The following is a 20,606-nucleotide window of genomic DNA, read 5'->3' as shown; positions in this document are numbered from 1 at the left end:
TTTTTTATCAGGACGATGAACTTGAAGATGGATCGATGGGCGTGAGCTCGACGCTGTCACGGTACTCCGGCACCGACACCGACCAACCCAGCTCCAGGCTGATGCGCCGGCGCAAGACATCCGAGGCATTGGGCTCGCCGTGCACCACATAGGTGTGTTTCGGCGGCCGCTTGAACCCGCGCAACCACTCGATGATCTCGTCGGCGTCAGCGTGCGCCGACAGGGTTTCCATCGGCACCACCTCGGCCCGGATTGGCACCTCCTTGCCGTGGATACGCACCGAAGGCGCACCGGCGATGATCTGCGCACCGCGGGTGCCGCCGGCCTGAAAGCCCGGGATCAGCAGGGTATTGAGCGGATTGGGCGCCAGCGCCTTGAGGTGGTGCAGCACCCGTCCTCCGGTCGCCATGCCGCTGGCGGCGATGATCACCGCCGGGGTGCGTTGCTGATCCAGCTCGATCGAGTCACGGGTTGCCCGCACAAAATGCGTGCCCTGGCACATGCCTTCGCAGTCCTCCAGCGACAACCGGTGCTCACTGCGAAAACGCTGATACAAGCGCGTGACATCCGTCGCCATGGGGCTGTTGAGGTAGATCGGCAGGTCCGGGATCGCGTGCTGCTGTTTGAGTCGGTACAAGTGATACATCAACAACTGTGCTCGCCCGACCGCAAACGAGGGCACCAGGGTGATGCCATGGCGCAGCGCGGTGCGGGTGATGACCTCGGCCAGTTGCTTCTCCGGCGACTCTACAGGGTGCCGACGGTCACCGTAGGTCGACTCTATGAGCAGGTAATCGGTCTGTTCGATGGTTTCCGGGGCGAACATCAACGGATCGTTCGGCCGCCCCAGGTCCCCGGAACACACCAGCGTGATGCCATCGGCGACGATTTCAACGGTCGCGGCGCCCAGGATATGCCCGGCCCCGCGCAACAGAATACTGAGCCCCGGAACAATCGTGACCCGGTGATGCAACTCAACCGGATGCAACAGCTTCAGTGCGCGTTCGGCGTCCTGCTCGGTATAAAGCGGCAAGGCCGGGGTGTGTTTGGAAAAGCCGTGTCGATTGGCGAATTCGGCCTCTTCTTCCTGCAAGCGACCACTGTCTCGCAGCAGGATTTTGACCAGTTCACAGGTGGCGGGCGTGGCATACACCGGGCCGCGATAACCATTGCGCGCCAGCACCGGCAAGTAGCCGCTGTGATCCAGATGGGCATGGGTCAGCACGATGGCCTGGAGGTCGCGAACCGGCAGCTGGAAAGGGTCCCAGTTGTGCAAGCGCAGTTGCTTGTAGCCCTGGAACAATCCGCAATCGATCAGCACATGTTGATCGCGATGCTCCAGCAAGTACTTGCTGCCCGTGACGGTGCCCGCAGCACCAAGAAATGTCATTCGCATGGCCGTCTCCTTGAACATTCATGGAAGCGCTATTGATCGCTCCTTTCGGCTCAAGGGCAGTTGATTTTTATCAACTGTGGCGCAACGGGTGGCCGTTCAGTCGAGCCAGGGGCGTGGCTTGACGAATATCAAACTGCACGGTGCGCGGTTCAATACGCTCTCGGCGGTACTGCCGATGAACCGGTCAACCCCATGGCTATAGGCCGTCCCCAGCACCACCATGTCGAATGCGTGCCGTTTGGCGAACAGCCCGATGACTTTGTGCGGAATGCCGGTCAGCAGGTGTCGGTGTTGTCTGTCGATGCCATAGCGTTCGGCAAGCGCCTCGAAGGCCTCTTCCTGGGCATCGTTGACCGCATCTCTGAGGCTGTCATTCAGACTCAGCGTCGGCACACTCATCGTTGCGTCGCCCACCACCGACCAGCTGCTGACGTTGAGCAGTTGCAAGGTTGAGCCACAGGAGGCCGCCAGCGTCGAGGCCAGGTCGAGAATCCGGTCGTTGAGACCCTGCGTCAGTTCCTCCAGATGGGACAGATCGATGACCGCAAGAATGTTCAACGGCTTGGGATTCCTGGCCTCGGTGACCAAATGCAAATGGGACGGGCAGTCGCGCAGCAACAGCCAGTCCAGTGGCCGATGGAACGCGCGGTCGAGTGCCGGTACATGGTGGGTGTCCTTGATCACCAGGTCCGGATGGAAATCGTTGACGTACTCAAGCACGTTCGCCCGGCTGGATTTGGCCCAGACCACTTCAGTGGTCACTTGCAACCCGATGCACCGCTGGAACCGGGCCTGCTGCTCCAGCCAGTGACGGTGCACTTGCAAATAGCCTTCCCGCGCCTGAGCCATCGCATCGTGGTCAAACAGTCCGGCAACGGCCAGCACCTGCACATAGTCGAAGGCAACGATGTGCAGCAAGGCACCGGTGGCACAGGCCAGTGCATGTGCGCGGTCGAATGCCGGGGTGCGGACCATCTCGGAAGGGGCAATCAATAAGATACGTTTGATATTCAGCATCACCTACCTCGTCCTGGGATCGACCTATTGCCTTACCGCAAACCCGATTCCTGTCGGCGTTTGTGCAGCTCTACAGGCTGATGGCGGCTGGAAAGCTGTTGTTTGAGTATCAGGCGTTATCCCGTGGTGGCTCTGATCTTTGTCAACTAATGGAAGGCTTTCGGCGGGCGTCCCCATCGACTTCGGGCGCACAGAAGCATTGTTGATTTAACTCAATGATTTTTTGTCGCTCAGGCGTAGAAAACACTGACCAGACTCACGGTTGCGCCATCCCCGCCGCGGCCCCTTCTCTGAGCCACGTCCATGAAAAAAACCCACCAATGGAACCTGTCTTACTTCGCCATCGCGTTTGTCGTGCTGACCCTCGTTCAGTTTTTGTTTATCGAACGGCGTGTGGTGCAGAGCATTCCGTACAGTCAGTTCCTGCAACTGCTGAGCGAACAGAAAGTCAGCGATTTGCGGATCGAGAAAGACCAGATCAGCGGCAAGCTTCAAGAGCCCATCGACGGACGCCTGCAGTTCTCGACGGTGCGGGTCGATCCAGCACTGGCGAGCGACCTCGCGCATTCAGGTGTCGGCTTTACCGGCATCAATGAAAATACTTTCCTGAGCGGCCTGCTGGGCTGGCTGTTGCCCTTTGTGCTGATTATGGTGGTCTGGCATTTCCTGTTTCGCGGGCTGGCGGAAAAACAAGGCATGGGCGGGCTGATGAGCATTGGCAAGTCCCGCGCCAAAGTGTTCGTCCAGCGCGATACCGGGGTGACCTTCGCCGATGTCGCCGGCATCGATGAAGCCAAGGCCGAACTGGTGGAAATCGTTTCATTCCTCAAGGACAAGGCCAAATACTCACGCCTGGGTGCGCACATTCCCAAGGGTACGTTGCTGGTCGGCCCGCCCGGCACTGGCAAGACGCTGGTGGCTAAAGCGATCGCGGGTGAAGCCGGTGTGCCGTTCTTCTCGATCTCGGGGTCTGAGTTCGTCGAAATGTTCGTCGGCGTCGGCGCCGCCCGCGTGCACGACTTGTTCGAACAGGCTCGGGAAGCGGCGCCCTGTATCATTTTCATCGACGAACTGGATGCCTTGGGCAAAATGCGTGGCGTCGGTGCATTTGGCGGCAATGATGAAAAAGAACAAACCCTCAATCAATTACTTGCCGAACTGGACGGATTCGACCCGCGTGAAGGCGTCGTTCTACTTGCCGCGACCAATCGCCCGGAAATTCTCGACCCCGCCCTGCTGCGAGCGGGTCGGATCGATCGCCAGCTGCTGATCGATCGCCCAGACCGCAAAGGCCGTCAGGCCATCCTCAAGGTTCATCTTCAAAAAATCGTCGTGGAACCCACGCTGGATAGCGAGCAGATTGCCGACATCACCACGGGCTTCACGGGCGCTGACCTGGCCAACCTGGTCAACGAAGCGGCCATCGTCGCTACGCGCCGCGGCGCTGATGCGGTCAATCTTGCAGACTTCACCGCAGCGGTGGAACGCATTGTCGCCGGGGTCGAGCGCAAGAGCAGCGTGTTGCGTGCCGACGAGCGTCAGGTGGTGGCCTATCACGAGATGGGGCATGCCCTGGCCGCCAGCAGTCTGCCGGCCATGGACCCCGTGCATAAAGTCTCGATTGTGCCCCGGGCCATTGGCTCGCTGGGCTATACACTGCAGCGCCCCACTGAAGATCACTTCCTCATCAGCTGCCAGATGCTCAAGGACCGGATTGCCGTGCTGATGGCCGGTCGAGCCGCCGAATTCCTTGCTTATGGCCAGATCTCCACCGGCGCGGCCGACGACCTGGCCCGCGCCACCGATATTGCTCGTCAATTGCTCACCCGGTTTGGCATGAGCGCCGAACTGGGTCTGGCGGTGCTGGAGCGAAAAACGGCCACCTACCTTGGCGAAGGTATGCAGGGCGTCAGTGAGAAAGACTACTCGGAACAAACCGCCAGGGAGATCGACCTGGGCATCCGTGCCCTGCTCGACGAAGCCTATACCCGGGCCAAGGCGTTGCTGCAGAGCCGCCGCACCGATCTGGACGCCGGGGCCCGTCTCTTGCTGGAGAAAGAAACCTTGACCCCTGAAGAGTTCCCCCCGCTTCAGCCCATGAAGCCGGTCCTGACACTCCCCCTCGCCGTGACACTGCGCGATCGCTAGAGGTTCGCCATGCTGGCAGTCACGCTGATCAATACACTGGTGGTGATCATCGTCGTGGTCATCCACTACGAATGCCTGTTACGCCTGAACGACTGGCTGCCCCGCCTGAGACTCTGGAGCCGCTTCAGGATCGTCGTCGGGGTATTCGGAGCCCTGTTTGCCCACGCAACAGAAGTCTGGTGCTTCGCACTGGTCTATTACCTGATGGTGCGTTCCGGCGAATGGGGCACCTTGACGGGTAACTTCGATGGCTCATTCATGGACTGCGTGTACTTTTCCTTCACCACCTACACGACCATCGGCTTCGGCGATATTTCACCGGTGGGCAACCTCAAATACCTGACCGGCCTGCAAGCCTTGACCGGTCTGGTACTCATCACCTGGACGGCGTCCTTCCTGTTTCTTGAAATGCAGAAGTACTGGAAGCGCAAATAGCCGGCCCGAAGGCACGCAGCCCTCCCGGGGCCTCTAGACCGCAAGCACGTTGCACGGCACCTGATACAAAATGTGCTCGGTGGTGCTGCCCAGGAGCTTGTCGACGCCGGAGGACTGGACCTTGCCCATCACGATCACATCCACCTCGTGTTCGTGGGCAAATTCACTCAACGCCTTGACCGGATGGCCGGACACCAGGTGACGACGATCCGCAGGCACACCGTATTGGCCGGCGAGTTTCACGAAGGCTTGCTGCAGGTCCTTGCGCAGTGCTTTGGTCAGGTCCGCCAGGGTCAATCCATCCATGTCCGCCAGAAAGGCCGCCGAAATGTCACAGGCGTACAGCAAATGCAATTCGGCATCGCACTGGATGGCCAGGCTGTTGGCCTGCCTGATGATGCGGTCGTTCAGCGTATTGTCGGGGAGTTCGGTGTCGGACACTTCCACCGCGGCCACGATCTTGCGCGGCCAGCCGTCGCCGCGCCCGCCCACCAGATACACCGGCATCGGACAGTGGCGCAGCAAGTACCAATCCAGCGGAGTGAAAAAGGCGCGCTTGAGCGCAGACTCGTGCTGCACCTGCTTGATCAACAGGTCGGGCTGCATTTCCGTGACATGATCGAGGATGTCTTGCTCCATATCCTCGGCCCAGGCCACCTCCGTGGTCGCATCGATGCCCTCGCAACGCAGCGTCTCGGCCTGCACCTGGAGCCAATCACGATGGTCTTGCAGGTAGCGCTGACGGGCCTGTTCCCGATCACCTTCCTCCAGCAGCGACAACAATTTGAACGAAGGAATGAAAGCGGCGATATGCAGGCTCGCGCCGCTGGCCCTGGCCAATGCCGCCGCGTGTTTGATCGCCGGGGAATGGCGCAGGGCCGGGTTGATGATGAGTAATAAGCGTTGATACTGGCTCATGATGTGACTCCCGTCAGGTGAACATTCGACACGCACCGCGGCGCGGCAAGACTCAGGGATTTGCCGGCGTCCATTGCCAGTTCAGCACCTCGGGCATGTCTTGCCCGTGCTCGATGAGGTAGAGCTTGTGCCGCTCCATCGTCGACCAGTAGCGCGACCGCTCGGTTTGCAGTTGATCGCGCAGCCGCGGCACCCGCTCGACGACGTCCAGCGCCAGTTGATACCGATCCAGATTGTTGATTACCGCCATGTCGAACGGGGTGGTGGTCGCGCCCTCCTCCTTGAAGCCCCGGACGTGGAAATTGTCATGATTGGTGCGTTTGTAGAGCAGGCGGTGGATCAGCGCGGGATAACCGTGGAAGGCGAAAATCACCGGTTTGTCGACGGTGAACAGCTCATCAAACGCCGAGTCCGACATCCCGTGGGGATGCTGATAGGACGGCTGCAACACCATCAAGTCGACCACATTGACCACCCTCACCCGCAAGTCCGGCACGTACTCGCGCAACAGCGTTACGGCGGCCAGGGTTTCGAGGGTCGGCACGTCACCGGCGCAGGCCATGACCACGTCGGGGTCGTCATCGTTCTGGCTGGCCCACCCCCAGCGACCAATGCCGGCCTGGCAATGGCAAATGGCGGCATCGATGTCCAGCCACTGCCATTCCGGTTGTTTGCCGGCGACGATGACGTTGATGTAATTGCAGCTCTTGAGGCAATGGTCAGCCACCGACAACAGGCAATTGGCGTCGGGCGGCAGGTAGATGCGCACCACGTCCGATTTTTTGTTCGCCACCAGATCGATGAACCCGGGGTCCTGATGAGAGAAGCCGTTATGGTCCTGACGCCAGACATGGGAGGTCAGCAAATAATTGAGCGAAGCAATCGGTTTGCGCCACGGCACTTCGCTGGCGGTTTTCAGCCATTTGGCGTGCTGATTGACCATCGAATCGACGATATGGATGAACGCCTCGTAACAGGACAGCAGGCCATGTCGCCCGGTCAGCAGATAGCCTTCGAGCCAGCCCTCGCACACCTGTTCGCTGAGGATTTCCATGACCCGGCCATCGGCGGCCAAATGGTTGTCGTCCGCCTCCAATGGCGCCATCCATGTCTTGGCGCTGACCTCATAGACCGCGTCCAGCCGGTTCGAGGCGGTTTCATCCGGGCCGAACAGGCGAAAGTTGTTCGAGGCCAGGCTGTTTTTCATCACGTCGCGCAAAAACGTGCCCAAGACGCGCGTGGCCTCGGCGCGCAGGCTGCCGGGAGCCTCGAGTTTCACCGCGTAGTCGGCAAATCGCGGCAGGTCCAGCGGTCGCAACAACGCGCCGCCGTTGCCATGGGGATTGGCACTCATGCGCCGATGCCCCGTCGGTGCCAGCGCCGCGATGTCGGGCAACAACGCGCCATTGGCATCAAATAGCTCATCGGGACGGTAACTGTGGAGCCATTCCTCCAGTTGCCGCAGATGGATCGGTTGCTGGAAATCGGCCAAGGGCACCTGATGCGCACGGCAGGTGCCTTCGACACGATGGCCATCGACGAATTTCGGCCCGGTCCAGCCTTTGGGGGTGCGCAACACCAACATCGGCCAAAGCGGCCGCTCTGGCGCCTCCGATGACCGAGGCTGGCGTGCTTCGCGCTGAATCTCGCGGATTTTCAGCACCATCGTGTCCAGCGTTTGGGCCAGGGCCTGATGCACCTGCGCCGGCTCATCACCTTCAACGAAATACGGGTCGTAGCCATAGCCATACATCAGGGCCGACAGCTCATCCTCGCTGATTCTGGCCAGCACCGTGGGGTTCGCGATTTTGTAACCATTGAGGTGCAGGATCGGCAATACCGCCCCGTCACGCGCCGGGTTGAGAAACTTGTTGGAGTGCCAGCTCGCCGCCAGCGTGCCGGTTTCGGCTTCACCGTCGCCAATCACGCAGGCGACGATCAAATCGGGATTATCGAACGCCGCGCCATAGGCGTGGGCCAGGCTGTAACCGAGTTCGCCGCCTTCATGGATCGAGCCCGGAATCTGCGCCGACACATGGCTGGAGATTCCGTAAGGCCAGGAAAACTGCCGGAAAAGACGAACCAGGCCGTTGGTGTCGCGCTCCACCGAGGGATAACACTCGGTATAGGTGCCTTCCAGATAGGTCTGAGCCACCACGGCGGGGCCGCCGTGACCAGGGCCTGCGACGAACAGCATGTTCAAGTCGTACTGTTTGATCAGCCGGTTGAGGTGCGTATAGATCAGGTTCAGCCCCGGCGTTGTGCCCCAGTGACCGAGCAAACGCGGCTTGATGTGCGCCAGGGTCAAAGGCTGGTGCAGCAGCGGGTTGTCCTTGAGGTAGATCTGCCCGACGGCCAGGTAATTGGATGCCCGCCAATAGGCGTCCAGCCCCACCAGTTGCTCATCACTGAGGAAATCGCTCATGAAGTTCTCCTTAAAAGATCCGACCGGCCGGCAATCCTTGACCAATTCTGGGAGTCTGGAACGCTCAAGACTTGATTTACATCAAGTATTACCGTCGGCGCTCAAGTTGAAGGGCGTTGAAATGCCATGAAAATCAAACCGTAAGGGACGGTTTTCCCCGTTCGTCGATTACCCCGTCAAACATTCGAATGAACCCTCCCCCCGATGGCTCACCAACTATGCTTAAACGACTCCCAGACGGCGTTCCTCTCATGCCTGAAATTCGTCCGCTGCAAGTTCATCACCTCAAGTCTGCGTGTTCCAGCTGCAGTGTGTTGGAGTTGTGTCTTCCCATTGGCATGACCGGAGAGGAGGTCGAACGGCTCGATACGCTGATCGTGCAACGCTTCAAGGTCAAAAAGGGCGCCGCGCTGTACCGCACCGGTGACCCTTTGCGTTCGCTTTACGCAGTGCGTATCGGTTCATTCAAGACCTGTGTGGTGTCCGTTGATGGCCGTGAACAAGTCACCGGTTTTCACATACCCGGCGAAATGCTCGGTCTGGACGCCATCAGTGCCGATGAGCACGCTTGCACGGCGTTTGCCCTGGAGGACAGCGAAGTCTGCCCCATTCACTTTGCGCAGCTGGAAAAACTGGCGCAAACCCTGCCGTCGTTGCAGCACAACCTCAACCGGCTGCTGAGCCGCGAAATCGTGCGCGATCACAGCATGCTGATGTTGATGGGCAACATGAACTCTGATGAGCGCCTGGCGGCTTTTTTGCTGAACCTGTCCCAACGGTTCAGCATCCGTGGCTATTCATCCAAGGAGTTCGTGCTGAAAATGCGTCGCGAAGAAATCGGCTCCTATCTTGGGCTACGCCTGGAAACCATTTGCCGGGGCATTGCGCACCTGCGGGACCAGGGGCTGGTGGAAATCGCCGGCCGCGACGTCAAGATCCTGGACATGGAAGGGCTCAAGCAAATGATTGCCGGCTGTCATCGCCAACCTCGCTGATTTCGCCCGCCTGGAGCTTTGTCATGCGCGCCATGGTTCTGTCTGTCCCCGGCCAACCGTTGCAATTGCAAGAACGTCCCATCCCGATACCTGGCCCACATCAATTGCTGCTTAAAGTGCTCGCCTGCGGCGTGTGCCGCACCGACCTGCACCTGGTGGACGGTGAATTGCCGCAAGCCGTGCTGCCACGGGTACCCGGCCATGAAATCGTCGGCGAAGTCACGGCGGTGGGCAGCGAGGTCGCGCCCGACTGGATCGGCCGGCGGGTCGGCGTTCCGTGGCTGGGCTGGACCTGCGGTGAATGCGCGTTCTGTACTTCGGGCCGGGAAAACCTTTGCGACCACGCGCAGTTCACCGGTTGTCACCTGGACGGCGGTTATGCCGAGTACACCGTGGCCGACCAGCGTTTCTGTTTCCCTATTCCCGAGGTGCTCTCGGACCTCCAGGCCGCGCCATTGCTGTGTGCCGGGCTGATCGGCTTTCGCGCGTTGCAAATGGCCAAGGGCGCTCGGCACCTGGGCCTTTATGGCTTCGGGGCCGCCGCGCATCTGGCGATTCAGGTGGCGCGGGGCCGGGGTCAACGGGTATCGGCCTTCACTCGACCTGAGGACAGCGAAGGCCAGGCCTATGCCCGGTCACTGGGCGCCGAGTGGGCCGGTCCATCGGACCAGCCTCCGCCGCACCTGCTCGATGCCAGCCTGATTTTCGCCCCCGTCGGTGCGCTGGTGCCGCTGGCACTGGCCGTCACTGCCAAGGGCGGCTGCGTGATTTGCGCCGGTATTCACATGAGCGACATTCCCTCGTTCCCTTATCGGCTGCTGTGGGGCGAACGCAGCGTGCGCTCGGTGGCCAACCTGACCCGTGAAGACGGCACCGCGTTTTTCGAAGAACTGCAACACACGCCTGTGCATTGCGACGTCACCCGTTTTGCCCTGGAAGACGCCAACCAGGCGCTCGCCTGTTTGCGGGCCGGGCAGTTCAAGGGTGCCATCGTGCTCACCCCCTGACGTTTGACCTGACGGCCAGAATGCTGCCCGGCACCGAGTACAGCGCCCGCTCGGTGTTACTGCCGATCAACCGGTCGATCCCCACTCTGTGCTCCGTGCCCATCACCACCACATCCGCCAGGTAGTGCTCGACGAATTCACTGATCACCGGCACGGGCAGGCCCATCACGAAATGCCGCCGCTCTGGCGGTACACCGTAGCGATCCGCCAGGGCGACAAAGGCCTGGTGCAAGGATTGGCGCAGTTCCTCGATTAAATCCACGTCCCAGCCACCGCTGGCCAACGGCGCATCGCCGTTGAACGCCGGTGACAAGTCGTAGGCGTAAAGCAGGTGCAGCGGAGCGTCGCATTGCAGGGCCAGGGCGTTCGCGGTCTGGATGATCGTGTCATTCAAGCCATTGATTTGCGTCGACGGGTCGAACGGGTCCACCGCCGCCACGACCCGGTGCGGCAAGCCGTAACGCGCCTGGTTGACCAAGTGCACGGGCACCGAGCACTCGCGCAGCAAGTGACAATCGAGCGGTGTGATGAACACCCGTTTGAGCAACGGTTCGAAGGTGACATCCTTGATCAGCAGATCCGGCTTGAAGTCTTCGACCGTCCGCAGAATATCCAGCAGCGGATGGGTGGTGAACACCACCTCGACCGTTGCTTCCAGCCCCATCTCATTGAGCCGTTCGACTTCATCGGCGGCCCAGCGACGGTAGCGGCGCAAATAGCCCTGATAGCGTGCGTCGTCGATTTTGTCTTCCCACACATGCACCACCGGCGCCGGCTCGACAAAGGCCCGCACCGCCAGTTCGGCCCCGCTCGCCCTGGCCAGCGCGACGGCCCGCAACATGGCGGGGGACTGATGCAGGGTTTGGTCGGCGATCAGCAACAAACGTTGATATTGGCCCATCACACACCTCGGCTCGACACCGGTCATCAAACGCCGGCAAGTGTCCAAGACTGCGCTCCTCGCCCCCTCCTCCCGCTTGATTTACATCAAACATGAGCCAATCAACGCCTGCCGTCGCGACTCTCTGATCCAGATCAGATTCAGGCGCCGCCAACGGCGTAGAAAGGAAGTCACCGAACGGCTCGTCATCGTGCCGCCCACCTTTCAAACCGGATGGAGGAACACCCCATGCTGACTGTCAAAGACCACAATGACCGAGCCGCTGCGGCCTATGCCGCCGTCACCGGCAAATACTGGATCGAAGCGCTCAAGGACGGGCGTCATGTGCTGATCCGGCCACTGGCGGAAAAAGACCGCGAACGTGAACGCGCGTTTATCAAGCGCCTGTCGCCCGAGTCCCGGCATATGCGCTTTCTCGCACAAATCAACGAACCCGGCACGGCGATGCTCGACCAGCTGATGGACACCGATAACAAACAGCGCACGGCTTTCATTGCGCTGGTCCACGAAAATGGCCAACTGATCGAGATCGGTGTCAGCCGCTATGCCGCTACGGGGGAACATGAATGTGAATGCGCCGTGACCGTCGCCGATGAATGGATGCACCTGGGCCTGGGCACCTTGTTGATGGAGCATTTGATCAAAGCCGCGCGCAAGAACGGTTTCCGCCAGATGTATTCGGTGGACGCCGCCAGCAACACGCCGATGCGTGACCTGGCCAAAGCGCTGGGTTTCGAAACACACAACGATCCTGATGACACGCGTCAGGTCATTCACCGTCTAGCCCTGTAAAAAATCGTCCCGCGATGTTCAGGCCAACGGTTCATCGCGGGACGATCCAGCCTTCAGGATTGTAAAACCCGGCCCGGCTTGATGGCCAATACGCTGCAAGGCGCCCGATGCAACAGTTGCTCGGCCGTGGTCCCCAACAGCTTGTTCAGCCCCTTGTGCTGCACCGTCCCCATCACGATGATATCGGTGCGGTGCTCAGCAGCAAAATCACAAATGCTCGTCAGCGGCGCGCCCTCGATGAAATGGCGATTTTGCGGCGCTACCCCGTGGCGTTCGGCAATCGCCGCAAACGCTTCGTGCTGGGCGCTGCCCAGGGTTTCATAAATCCCGACGGCCAATGGCAGCGCGCCAAAGCCAATGTCCTGGGCATACACGGCCGTCCAGTCATACACATGCACCAGCTCAAGGGTTGCACCACACACGGAGGCCAGCTTCGCTGCGGCGTCGATGATCTGGTCGTTGAACACGTGGTCCTGGTCCTCGCTGCGCAACACATCGATGATGGCCAGCACGTTGTGCGGCTTAGGGTTGACGGCGTTGGTCACCAGGTGCACCGGCACCGGGCAATCGCGTAACAACTGCCAGTCCAGCGGCGTGAAAAACACGCGCTTCAAGGCTGACTCTTCCTGCGCATCCTTGATGATCAACGCCAAGGACATCTCGTTGACGAAATGCAGGATCTCCTCATACGGATGCTGCACCCAGACCACCTCGCTGGTGACCTCGACGCCGTGCTTTCTCATCAGCGCGGCTTGCTCGGCGAGCCACTCCCGATGGGTTTGCAAATACCCGTCACGGGCCAGGCTGATCTGTTCGGGGGCGAACAACCCCGCCACCGCCAGGGCCTGCAAATAATCGAAGGCGACGATGTGCAAGGGCATCTGCATGGCCAGCGACAACGCGGCGGCACGGGCGAAGGCCGGCGTGTGGGTCATGTTTTGGGGAGCGATTAACAGTAAACGCTGAGTCTGCGACATGGGGCACCTCGGCACGTAGTCGTTTCAATGGAATGAACAGGTATTCAGAGTGAGCGTTCCTGCTTCGGGCAACTTGATCTTTATCAGCTATAACGCGCGTTTTTGATGCCCGTTGCGTCCGTAAAAGTTGATTTTGATCAACAGATTCCCGGTCCCTTCCTCTTAGCCTGAATCAAGGCCTGATGCGTCCAGGGCTACATGGGAGGGGGCAATGATCGAATATGACCAGCAGGTGTTGGCAAGAGCATGGGACGCTGCGACTAACCCGGTGTTGATCACCGAGCGCACGGGATGCATCGTCTGGATCAATAATGCGTTCTGCCGCTTGAGCGGCTATTCCAAGCCGGAACTGGTGGGGAAAACCCCGCACCTGCTGTCTTCGGGTCGACAAAGTTCCACCTTCTACCGTGACCTGTGGCTGACGATTCTGGCGGGCCTGCCCTGGCAGGGCGAAATGGTCGAGCGACGCAAGGACGGCGCCAGCTGCACGGTCAATCAGATCATCACCCCCGTGCTCGACCCTCATGGCGTGGTGACGCATTTCATCGCCATCCTGCACAATTTCAAGGTCACGGATGAAGAACGCGCCAACATGCAGCAACTGGCGTTCCATGACGCCCTGACTGGATTGCCCAACCGCAGTCTGTTTCTGAACCTGCTCAATCAGGCGATCAACCACGCCACCAAACACCAGCAGCCACTGGCGTTGATGTTTATCGACCTGGACCACTTCAAATCGGTCAACGACACGTTGGGACACGCCTGTGGCGACAAGCTGCTGGTGGCCGTCGCCGAGCGCCTGGGCCAGTCCGTGCGCAGGTCTGACGTGGTCGCTCGCTTGAGTGGCGACGAGTTCGCAATCCTGATCACGTGCATGGAACAAGCCGACCAGCTTGAAGCCCTGGCCAACAAACTGATCGCCGCGATCGGTGAGCCGTTCATGATCGATGCGCACCGCATCAACACGGCCATCAGCGTCGGGATCAGCCTGTTTCCTGCCAATGGCGCAAGTGTCGAAGACCTGCTCGAACAGGCTGACGGGGCCATGTACCTGGCCAAGCGAGCCGGTGGCAACGCCTGCCGCTTCAAACGACTGTCGCCCGATGACTAGATCGCAAACAGGGCCTCAGAGCAACCAGAGGCCCGCCCACATCGCCACTGTCAGCAACACCTGGCCGGGCACCACATACACGGCGAACCGGCGCCCGCCGCTGACCCAGGCCACGACGCATTTGCTCAGGGAATTGCTGCTGACCGCGAGCAGCAAAGGCGCGGCAATGACATCAAACGGCAACAACCCGGACTTGGCCAGGGCCGCAATCGAGGCCGTCGAGGCATGCGCATCGGCGAACCCGGTGAAGGCTGCCGTCAGCATCACCCCCACCTCGCCGAAGTAGTTGAGCATCATCGACGACAGAAAAGTAATACCGGTCATGGCCAGCGCGACCACCACGGCCAGCTTGAGGTTGAAGGCCCCACCGACCTTGATCGGCTGGCTGGGGCCGGCCACCGGCTTGTGAAACATCAGACCCAGGCCATAGAGCGCGGTGGCGATGGTCCCGCACAACAGCGGTCCCCACACGTGACGCAGCAGATCGGGTTCAACCGCCCCCAGGATCAGGCCGACCTGCGTGAAGGTGGCCAGGTTGGAGAAAATCGCCGCAGCGCCGAGGATCTTGATGTTGCCGGGCTCCGCGCTGACCCGATGCCCCATCGTGGCGATGGTCACAGTGCTGGAGGCAAACCCGGAGGCGATGGCACTGAGCGCATAGCCGTAACGGCTGCCGAGCGTTCGCACGGCAATATGGCCCACTGCGCCTATCGCCATCAGCATCACGGTCAAGGCGCAAATGGTTCGCAGGTTGATCGCCGAATAGGGGCCGATGAAGCGGTCCGGCGCCAACGGCAATACCACCAGCACCGCCACCAGCAGCAGCACCAGTGCGTCGCGCATTTCCGCCTCGGTCAATTGACTGCGCGCAAAGTGATGCAATTTCTGCCGATACGCCAGCAACCCCGCCATCACCACACCGATGGCCGTGGCCAGCGCCGGCGCGGTAACGCACAACCCGCCCAGCACCAACACCGTGAACAAGGCCACTTCGCTGGTCACGCCCGGGTCATCGCTCAGGCTGCGCCAGTACGCCACCGTGACCAGCAACGCCACACAGGTGGCCATGATCCCCAACAGCAAGCCGCCGCCCACTTGCATCGCGCCATACCCCAGCAACGCGGTAATCGCGAACGTGCGCAAACCGGCACAGGCACGGCTGTCCCCTCGCCCCTTGTGCCGTTCGCGTTCAAGGCCGATGAGCATGCCGATCCCCAGCGCAGCCGCCGCGCCGGTCATGCCGCCGAGGGTTTCATTCATTGGACTCTCAATCCGGCCAGGCCGGGGGGATCTGCATTCAGTTGACGCCAGCGTGCGCCAAACCCTTCATGCCCAGGTTGATCATGATCAACCTCTTCCAGTATGGCCCAGGCAACCAAACGTCGGCCGCCCTCGCGCCGACACGCGCAGGTTTGACAAAGATCAAGCGGCCCATCCTCACCATTGCCACTATGGACTTCAGGTAAACGCTCCAGCCAACCCTCGCGGCCACTTCAGGCCTGCGTCTGTGTGAAGACCCAAGGGAGAATTGTCATGACCGAACAAGCACGCTTCATGCTCATTGCCTCGCCCCTGATGGAAAACAGCCCCGCGTTCGACCGGGCCGCCGCGCTGGCCAAGGCGCAAGACGCGGCGCTGCACATCGTCGCGTTCGATTTCCTGGAAGGCCTGGCCACCGCCAGCCTGGTCAACCGGGACGCTCTGGAGCAGATGCGCCTGGGGTACGTCGAGCGCCACCGCCAGTGGCTGGAAGATCAGGCCCGGCCCTTGCGCAAGATCGGCGTGACCGTCACCACGGAAGTGGTCTGGGTCGAACGTCCGTTGCAGGAAATCCTGATCCACCTCAAAGAGCAGCCGATGACCCTGGTGATCAAGGCGCTGCAACACGAATCGCTGCTGTCACGGATGATGTTCACGCCGCTGGACATCCACCTGCTGCGCGAATGCCCGGTGCCGCTGCATTTTGTCAGCAACGTGCAACACGCCTTGCCGCGCCGGATCGTCGCGGCCGTCGACCCGTTCCATCGCGATGGCCAATACGAAGGCTTCAATGACCGCATCCTGCATGAGGCGGTGAAGCTGGGCACGGCCTGCAACGCCCAGGTCGACGTGGTGTACGCCTATGACCTGTCGTCCATCGGCGCCGATGAGTTCGGGTTCGGCGACGCCACCAAATTCTTCTCCTCGACCAAGGCCAAAACCCTGTTCGACGCCCAAGGTGAAGCCTTCAACGCGCTGGCCGAACGCAACGGCATTCCGCCGGAACAGCGGCACATGGTGATGGGCAACCCGGCCAAAGTCCTGTCCAGTTATGCCGATGCCTACAACGTCGACGTGATCGTCATGGGCCGGGTTGGCCACCGCGGCATCGGGCGGCTGATCGGCAGCACAGTGGAACACCTGCTGTACAAAATGCCGTGCAGCGTGTGGGTGGTGTCGCCGGAAGTCATCGAGGAATAAGCAACGACCGCGCGCCATCCAAAAAAATGGGCCGCCGTTTGCACGGCAGCCCATTTTTTATGGCGCGGCGCTACACCAACCGCTCGATCGCCTGATGCTTCCAGACCTTTTTGTAATACGCCGTCTGCAACACCAGCATGCCCAGGTACGCTACGGGAAAGGCCATCCACACGCCCTGCAACCCAAACTGCCCGTCCAGCACATACGCCACCGGCAACTGCACGCCGACCACGCAGAAAATCGAAATCGCCATTGGCACCAGCACCGAACCGCTGGCGCGCATGATGCCGCCGACAATCGCCTGGAAGCCAAACACCAACAGGCTCCAGAGCATGATGTGCAACAGATGCTCCGCCATCGCCCGGGTCGAATCCTCGGTGAGAAACAACCCCAGCAACCAGTGCGACAGCAAATACCCCAATACCACCAGACCACCGGTCAGGCACACATTGATCAACAGCCCCGTGCGCAAAATCGGCCCCATGCGCTCAAGCCGCCCTGCCCCGATCGCCTGAGCGCCAAGGATCGACGCGGTGATCGCAATCGACAACGCCGGAAACTGCACGTAATTGACGATCTGCGTCACCGCCCCATACGCCGCCGTCGCCTGTGAACCGTGCCGATTCACCAGCGCCAGAATCACCAACTCCGACACCGACAACACCACCATCTGCAACCCGGTCGGCAAACCGATGCGCAACACCTTGCCGAGAATCACCAGGTCCAGGCGCATCGCCGCAAACATCTCCCGATCCGGCGCCAACGGATGCCCCTTGCGAATCAAGCGCCACGCCAACCAGCCCATCGCCGACAAATTCCCCGCCAGCCCCGCATACGCTGCACTCTGAATCCCCATCATCGGCAACCCGAACCACCCCCGAATCAACGCTGGCGTCAGCGCCAACCCGATACACGTCGACACCACCAACGCAATCAACGGCGACACCGTATCGCTGACCCCGCGCAGCAACTGAGTGAACAGCACGTAGACCAGCAGCGACGGCATGATCCACATCATCACGTGGGCGTAAGACACCGCATCGTCAATCACGTCGGCCGGTGTGCCGAGGCCTTGCAGGGCGGGCCGTGCGAAGACGCTGCCCAAAATCGCCACTACCAGTCCGATCATTGCGCCCAGGAGCAACGTGGTGCCGGCGATGGTTTTCACCAAGTGCGGCTCGCGCGCGCCCCAGGCTTGGCCGATGAGCACGCCAGCACCTGCGCCGAGGCCAATGACCAGGGCGATGAAGAAGAAGACGATGGGGAACATGCCCGACACGGCGGCCAGGGCCTGGGTGCCGAGCATTTGGCCGATGTAGATGCTGTTGATGGTGCCCGACATGGATTGGAGGAAATTGGAGAGGACCATGGGAGCGAGGAAAAGGAGGTAGGTTTTCCAGAGGGGATGTTGAGGGGCTGGGGTTTGCATTGAGGGTCCGTCTCGGGGTGGGCGCGGTTTGGGAATTCTACGCTAGGGGGCTGGGCACTGCCCTTTCGATTTCGCGGATGTGAACAGCGTGAGTGATGTGTGCTTTCGGCCAGAAGCTGCCTGTCAATTCCACGGGCGTTCTCCCGTCCTCACTAACCGCATACACGATCACTGACTGCTTGATATATCTCAACTCTGCAGGCCTTGGCGTCGTAATACTCCAAGGGTAAACACAATAAATGCGGACCAGGGTGCGGAGCTAGAGTATCGAGTCAGTAGAGCACCGTCGCCCCCCCCCCAATGCGCCATGCAGCCACCCTGTTATGACCTGCGTTTTTCACTGCTTTGTACGAAATTATTCCCGACGTCAGAAGCTGTTTCGGGAGTGTGCTTGCAAACATGAGGAGACACGACATGCTAGCTCTGCTTCCCAGACAAATAGTACTCGCGGTGTTATCGAGTTGCGTGGTAATCGGCGCGGTGCAGGCCGCACCTAACGACGCCACCGATGCAACTCGAAAAGCCAACGATGCTTTGCTCAGCTATTTGCCCTTTGCCAATAAACAAGACTTCGACGATGCGAACCACGGCTTCGTTGCCGATTTACCCAGTCCTGTGATCAAGGGCGATGCGGGCAATACCGTTATCGACTTGTCTCAGTACGACTTTCTCAAGCAAGAAGGCCCGACACCGGCCACCGTCAACCCGAGTCTGTGGCGGCAATCGCAGTTGCTGACGATTCGAGGGTTGTTCAAAGTGGTGGATGGCATCTACCAGGTACGCAATATCGATCTGGCCAACATCACCTTCATCCGTGGCAAGACTGGCTGGATCGTCATTGATCCACTGACTTCGGCGGAAACAGCCAAAGCGGCGCTGGGGCTGGTCAATGACAAAGTTGAAAAACTACCAGTGTCTGCCGTGATATTTACTCACTCGCATGTTGACCACTTCGCTGGCGTGCGCGCGATGGTCGACGACGCCGATGTGAAGTCCGGTAAAGTGCCGCTGATCGCCCCTGAAGGCTTTATGGAAGAAGCGGTCAGTGAAAATGTGTTTGCCGGCACCGCGATGAGCCGTCGCGCTTCTTACATGTACGGCAATCTGTTGCCAAAAGACCCCAAAGGTACGGTCAGTGGTGGCTTGGGTATAACCACAGCAGCAGGCACCATCACCCTGCTCGAACCAAACAAACTGATCGAGAAAACCGGAGAAACACTCACCGTCGACGGGATCGAGGTGGTGTTCCAAATGGCGCCCGGCACAGAAGCTCCGGCTGAAATGCTGTTCTACTTCCCGCAATTCAAAGCCATTGACTTGGCCGAGGATGGCAACCACACCTTGCACAACATTCTGACCCTGCGTGGTGCAAAAGTTCGCAGCGCGCAAAAGTGGGCGAGTGCCCTGGGGCAAACCATTGATCTGTGGGGGGCGGATGCCGTGGTGTCGTTCGGTAGCCACCATTGGCCGCAGTGGGGTAATGATCGCGTTGTGCAGCATCTGGAGAAACAGCGCGACCTCTACAAGTACATTAACGATCAGACGCTGCGCATGGCCAACCAGGGCATGACCATGAACGAGATCGCCGAGGCGTTCGTCCTGCCTGACAGCCTGGCGAAAGAGTTCTATAACCGCGGCTACTACGGCAATCTCAAACATAACGTGCGCGCGACCTATCAACTCTACCTGGGCTTCTGGGACGGTAACCCGGCCAACTTCGATCCATTACCACCAACCGAGGAGGCTAAGAAGTACGTCGAAATGGTGGGTGCCGACAAGATGGTCAAAACCGCTCAGGATGCCTATGCCCAAGGCGACTACCGCTGGGCGGCGACTGTCGCCAACAAGGTGGTGTTCGCCGATCCGAAGAACCAGGCTGCTCGTTCTGTCGAGGCTGACGCCCTGGAACAGATGGGTTACCAGGCTGAATCGGGACCTGCGCGCAACTTCTATCTGTCCGGCGCCCAAGAACTGCGGGGGGGCGTCAAGAAAATGGTCACGCCCAATACCAGTTCACCTGACATCATTCGCGGCATGACCACTGAAATGTTTCTCGACTTCCTTGCCATTCACTTGAATGGCCCGAAAGTCGGCGAGAAGTCCTATACGTTCAACCTCAACTTCCCGGACACCAACGCCACGTACGTATTGACTGTAAAAAACGGCGTCATGAACTACAAAAAAGGCAAGCCATTGGATAAGACCGACGGCACGGTCACTCTTAACCGGACCACCCTCGATGACATCGCCTTGGGCAAACTGAAACTGGGCAACTTATCGGACAGTGGCGAAGTGAAAATCGAAGGCGACAAGGACAAGTTTAAAGACATGCTGACCCATTTCGACAAGTTCGATTTCTGGTTCACCATCGCGGAACCGTAGCGCTTATGCGCTTGGCACTCTGGCAATGGGTTTGATTGGTTTGCCTGATGCAATCTCAGAGGGTGCGCTATGTATCGAAGCAGCCACGCTTGCCGACTGAATATTGCTCCATAGATCCTTGTTTTGACACTATTGGGCAGTAACGCCTGGGCTGGCGGGATCCGGATTTACGAGGCCAGCCAGATAATTCTCAGATTTATTAATAGGGCAGGC

The 20,606-nt window shown here is 60.0% G+C and carries 16 protein-coding genes; 8 read left to right on the top strand and 8 right to left on the bottom strand.

Going from position 1 to position 20,606, the window contains the following annotated elements:
- Positions 1–7 precede the first annotated feature (7 nt).
- Together JIO00_RS11890 and JIO00_RS11885 are read right to left on the bottom strand one after the other, a co-directional pair.
- On the bottom strand, positions 8–1,396 hold the full coding sequence (locus JIO00_RS11890) for an MBL fold metallo-hydrolase RNA specificity domain-containing protein (RefSeq protein WP_234452949.1): 1,389 nt from the start codon (positions 1,394–1,396) through the stop codon (positions 8–10).
- A 96-nt stretch (positions 1,397–1,492) separates the two neighbouring features.
- Complete coding sequence (locus tag JIO00_RS11885) at positions 1,493–2,413, bottom strand: universal stress protein (RefSeq protein ID WP_200668295.1); 921 nt, start codon at positions 2,411–2,413, stop codon at positions 1,493–1,495.
- Positions 2,414–2,716: 303 nt separating this feature from the next.
- Between JIO00_RS11885 and ftsH the strand changes: the two genes are divergently transcribed.
- Complete coding sequence (gene ftsH / locus JIO00_RS11880; RefSeq protein WP_154504306.1) at positions 2,717–4,561, top strand: ATP-dependent zinc metalloprotease FtsH; 1,845 nt, start codon at positions 2,717–2,719, stop codon at positions 4,559–4,561.
- Positions 4,562–4,570: 9 nt separating this feature from the next.
- Entirely contained in the window at positions 4,571–4,996 is a 426-nt protein-coding gene (locus tag JIO00_RS11875) for a potassium channel family protein (protein ID WP_010459314.1), read from the top strand.
- Positions 4,997–5,029: 33 nt separating this feature from the next.
- Here the strand turns inward: JIO00_RS11875 and JIO00_RS11870 are convergent, their stop codons facing one another.
- Entirely contained in the window at positions 5,030–5,914 is an 885-nt protein-coding gene (locus JIO00_RS11870; RefSeq protein ID WP_200668294.1) for a universal stress protein, read from the bottom strand.
- A 52-nt stretch (positions 5,915–5,966) separates the two neighbouring features.
- A complete protein-coding gene (locus JIO00_RS11865) occupies positions 5,967–8,339 on the bottom strand; it encodes a phosphoketolase family protein (protein WP_200668293.1) in 2,373 nt (790 codons plus the stop codon).
- Between the two features lie 251 nt (positions 8,340–8,590).
- On the opposite strand from JIO00_RS11865, the gene fnr reads away from it, so the two are divergent.
- Together fnr and JIO00_RS11855 are read left to right on the top strand one after the other, a co-directional pair.
- On the top strand, positions 8,591–9,334 hold the full coding sequence (gene fnr / locus JIO00_RS11860; protein ID WP_200668292.1) for a fumarate/nitrate reduction transcriptional regulator Fnr: 744 nt from the start codon (positions 8,591–8,593) through the stop codon (positions 9,332–9,334).
- Positions 9,335–9,357: 23 nt separating this feature from the next.
- The gene (locus JIO00_RS11855; protein WP_200668291.1) at positions 9,358–10,341 is read left to right on the top strand and encodes a zinc-dependent alcohol dehydrogenase family protein; all 984 of its coding nucleotides are present in this window, start codon (positions 9,358–9,360) and stop codon (positions 10,339–10,341) included.
- On the opposite strand, the gene JIO00_RS11850 is transcribed toward JIO00_RS11855, so the two are convergent.
- Positions 10,331–11,242, bottom strand: a complete 912-nt coding sequence (locus JIO00_RS11850) for a universal stress protein (RefSeq protein WP_169857433.1) — start codon at positions 11,240–11,242, stop codon at positions 10,331–10,333. The genes JIO00_RS11855 and JIO00_RS11850 overlap by 11 nt on opposite strands.
- A gap of 228 nt (positions 11,243–11,470) precedes the next feature.
- Between JIO00_RS11850 and JIO00_RS11845 the strand changes: the two genes are divergently transcribed.
- Positions 11,471–12,034, top strand: a complete 564-nt coding sequence (locus tag JIO00_RS11845; RefSeq protein ID WP_077749854.1) for a GNAT family N-acetyltransferase — start codon at positions 11,471–11,473, stop codon at positions 12,032–12,034.
- Between the two features lie 53 nt (positions 12,035–12,087).
- On the opposite strand, the gene JIO00_RS11840 is transcribed toward JIO00_RS11845, so the two are convergent.
- Complete coding sequence (locus JIO00_RS11840; protein ID WP_200668290.1) at positions 12,088–13,011, bottom strand: universal stress protein; 924 nt, start codon at positions 13,009–13,011, stop codon at positions 12,088–12,090.
- Positions 13,012–13,222: 211 nt separating this feature from the next.
- Between JIO00_RS11840 and JIO00_RS11835 the strand changes: the two genes are divergently transcribed.
- Positions 13,223–14,122, top strand: a complete 900-nt coding sequence (locus JIO00_RS11835; protein WP_102593856.1) for a diguanylate cyclase domain-containing protein — start codon at positions 13,223–13,225, stop codon at positions 14,120–14,122.
- A gap of 15 nt (positions 14,123–14,137) precedes the next feature.
- On the opposite strand, the gene JIO00_RS11830 is transcribed toward JIO00_RS11835, so the two are convergent.
- The gene (locus JIO00_RS11830) at positions 14,138–15,382 is read right to left on the bottom strand and encodes an MgtC/SapB family protein (protein ID WP_200668288.1); all 1,245 of its coding nucleotides are present in this window, start codon (positions 15,380–15,382) and stop codon (positions 14,138–14,140) included.
- A 273-nt stretch (positions 15,383–15,655) separates the two neighbouring features.
- On the opposite strand from JIO00_RS11830, the gene JIO00_RS11825 reads away from it, so the two are divergent.
- Entirely contained in the window at positions 15,656–16,582 is a 927-nt protein-coding gene (locus JIO00_RS11825) for a universal stress protein (RefSeq protein WP_077749851.1), read from the top strand.
- 70 nt (positions 16,583–16,652) lie between these two features.
- Here the strand turns inward: JIO00_RS11825 and JIO00_RS11820 are convergent, their stop codons facing one another.
- The gene (locus JIO00_RS11820; protein ID WP_042932146.1) at positions 16,653–18,011 is read right to left on the bottom strand and encodes an MATE family efflux transporter; all 1,359 of its coding nucleotides are present in this window, start codon (positions 18,009–18,011) and stop codon (positions 16,653–16,655) included.
- 414 nt (positions 18,012–18,425) lie between these two features.
- Between JIO00_RS11820 and JIO00_RS11815 the strand changes: the two genes are divergently transcribed.
- The gene (locus JIO00_RS11815; protein WP_145309450.1) at positions 18,426–20,393 is read left to right on the top strand and encodes an alkyl/aryl-sulfatase; all 1,968 of its coding nucleotides are present in this window, start codon (positions 18,426–18,428) and stop codon (positions 20,391–20,393) included.
- Positions 20,394–20,606: the final 213 nt, after the last annotated feature.

The organism is Pseudomonas sp. SW-3, assembly GCF_016615645.1.
In the GTDB taxonomy this organism is placed as follows: Bacteria; Pseudomonadota; Gammaproteobacteria; order Pseudomonadales; family Pseudomonadaceae; genus Aquipseudomonas; species Aquipseudomonas mandelii.
This window is presented reverse-complemented; position numbering and strand designations above follow the sequence as displayed.

What these genes read in the sequence shown, in the direction of transcription:
- JIO00_RS11890 (WP_234452949.1), bottom strand. Translation starts at nt 1,396, where the DNA reads ATGCGAATGACATTTCTTGGTGCTGCGGGCACCGTCACGGGCAGCAAG.
- JIO00_RS11885 (WP_200668295.1), bottom strand. Translation starts at nt 2,413, where the DNA reads ATGCTGAATATCAAACGTATCTTATTGATTGCCCCTTCCGAGATGGTC.
- ftsH (WP_154504306.1), top strand. Translation starts at nt 2,717, where the DNA reads ATGAAAAAAACCCACCAATGGAACCTGTCTTACTTCGCCATCGCGTTT.
- JIO00_RS11875 (WP_010459314.1), top strand. Translation starts at nt 4,571, where the DNA reads ATGCTGGCAGTCACGCTGATCAATACACTGGTGGTGATCATCGTCGTG.
- JIO00_RS11870 (WP_200668294.1), bottom strand. Translation starts at nt 5,914, where the DNA reads ATGAGCCAGTATCAACGCTTATTACTCATCATCAACCCGGCCCTGCGC.
- JIO00_RS11865 (WP_200668293.1), bottom strand. Translation starts at nt 8,339, where the DNA reads ATGAGCGATTTCCTCAGTGATGAGCAACTGGTGGGGCTGGACGCCTAT.
- fnr (WP_200668292.1), top strand. Translation starts at nt 8,591, where the DNA reads ATGCCTGAAATTCGTCCGCTGCAAGTTCATCACCTCAAGTCTGCGTGT.
- JIO00_RS11855 (WP_200668291.1), top strand. Translation starts at nt 9,358, where the DNA reads ATGCGCGCCATGGTTCTGTCTGTCCCCGGCCAACCGTTGCAATTGCAA.
- JIO00_RS11850 (WP_169857433.1), bottom strand. Translation starts at nt 11,242, where the DNA reads ATGGGCCAATATCAACGTTTGTTGCTGATCGCCGACCAAACCCTGCAT.
- JIO00_RS11845 (WP_077749854.1), top strand. Translation starts at nt 11,471, where the DNA reads ATGCTGACTGTCAAAGACCACAATGACCGAGCCGCTGCGGCCTATGCC.
- JIO00_RS11840 (WP_200668290.1), bottom strand. Translation starts at nt 13,011, where the DNA reads ATGTCGCAGACTCAGCGTTTACTGTTAATCGCTCCCCAAAACATGACC.
- JIO00_RS11835 (WP_102593856.1), top strand. Translation starts at nt 13,223, where the DNA reads ATGATCGAATATGACCAGCAGGTGTTGGCAAGAGCATGGGACGCTGCG.
- JIO00_RS11830 (WP_200668288.1), bottom strand. Translation starts at nt 15,382, where the DNA reads ATGAATGAAACCCTCGGCGGCATGACCGGCGCGGCGGCTGCGCTGGGG.
- JIO00_RS11825 (WP_077749851.1), top strand. Translation starts at nt 15,656, where the DNA reads ATGACCGAACAAGCACGCTTCATGCTCATTGCCTCGCCCCTGATGGAA.
- JIO00_RS11820 (WP_042932146.1), bottom strand. Translation starts at nt 18,011, where the DNA reads ATGCAAACCCCAGCCCCTCAACATCCCCTCTGGAAAACCTACCTCCTT.
- JIO00_RS11815 (WP_145309450.1), top strand. Translation starts at nt 18,426, where the DNA reads ATGCTAGCTCTGCTTCCCAGACAAATAGTACTCGCGGTGTTATCGAGT.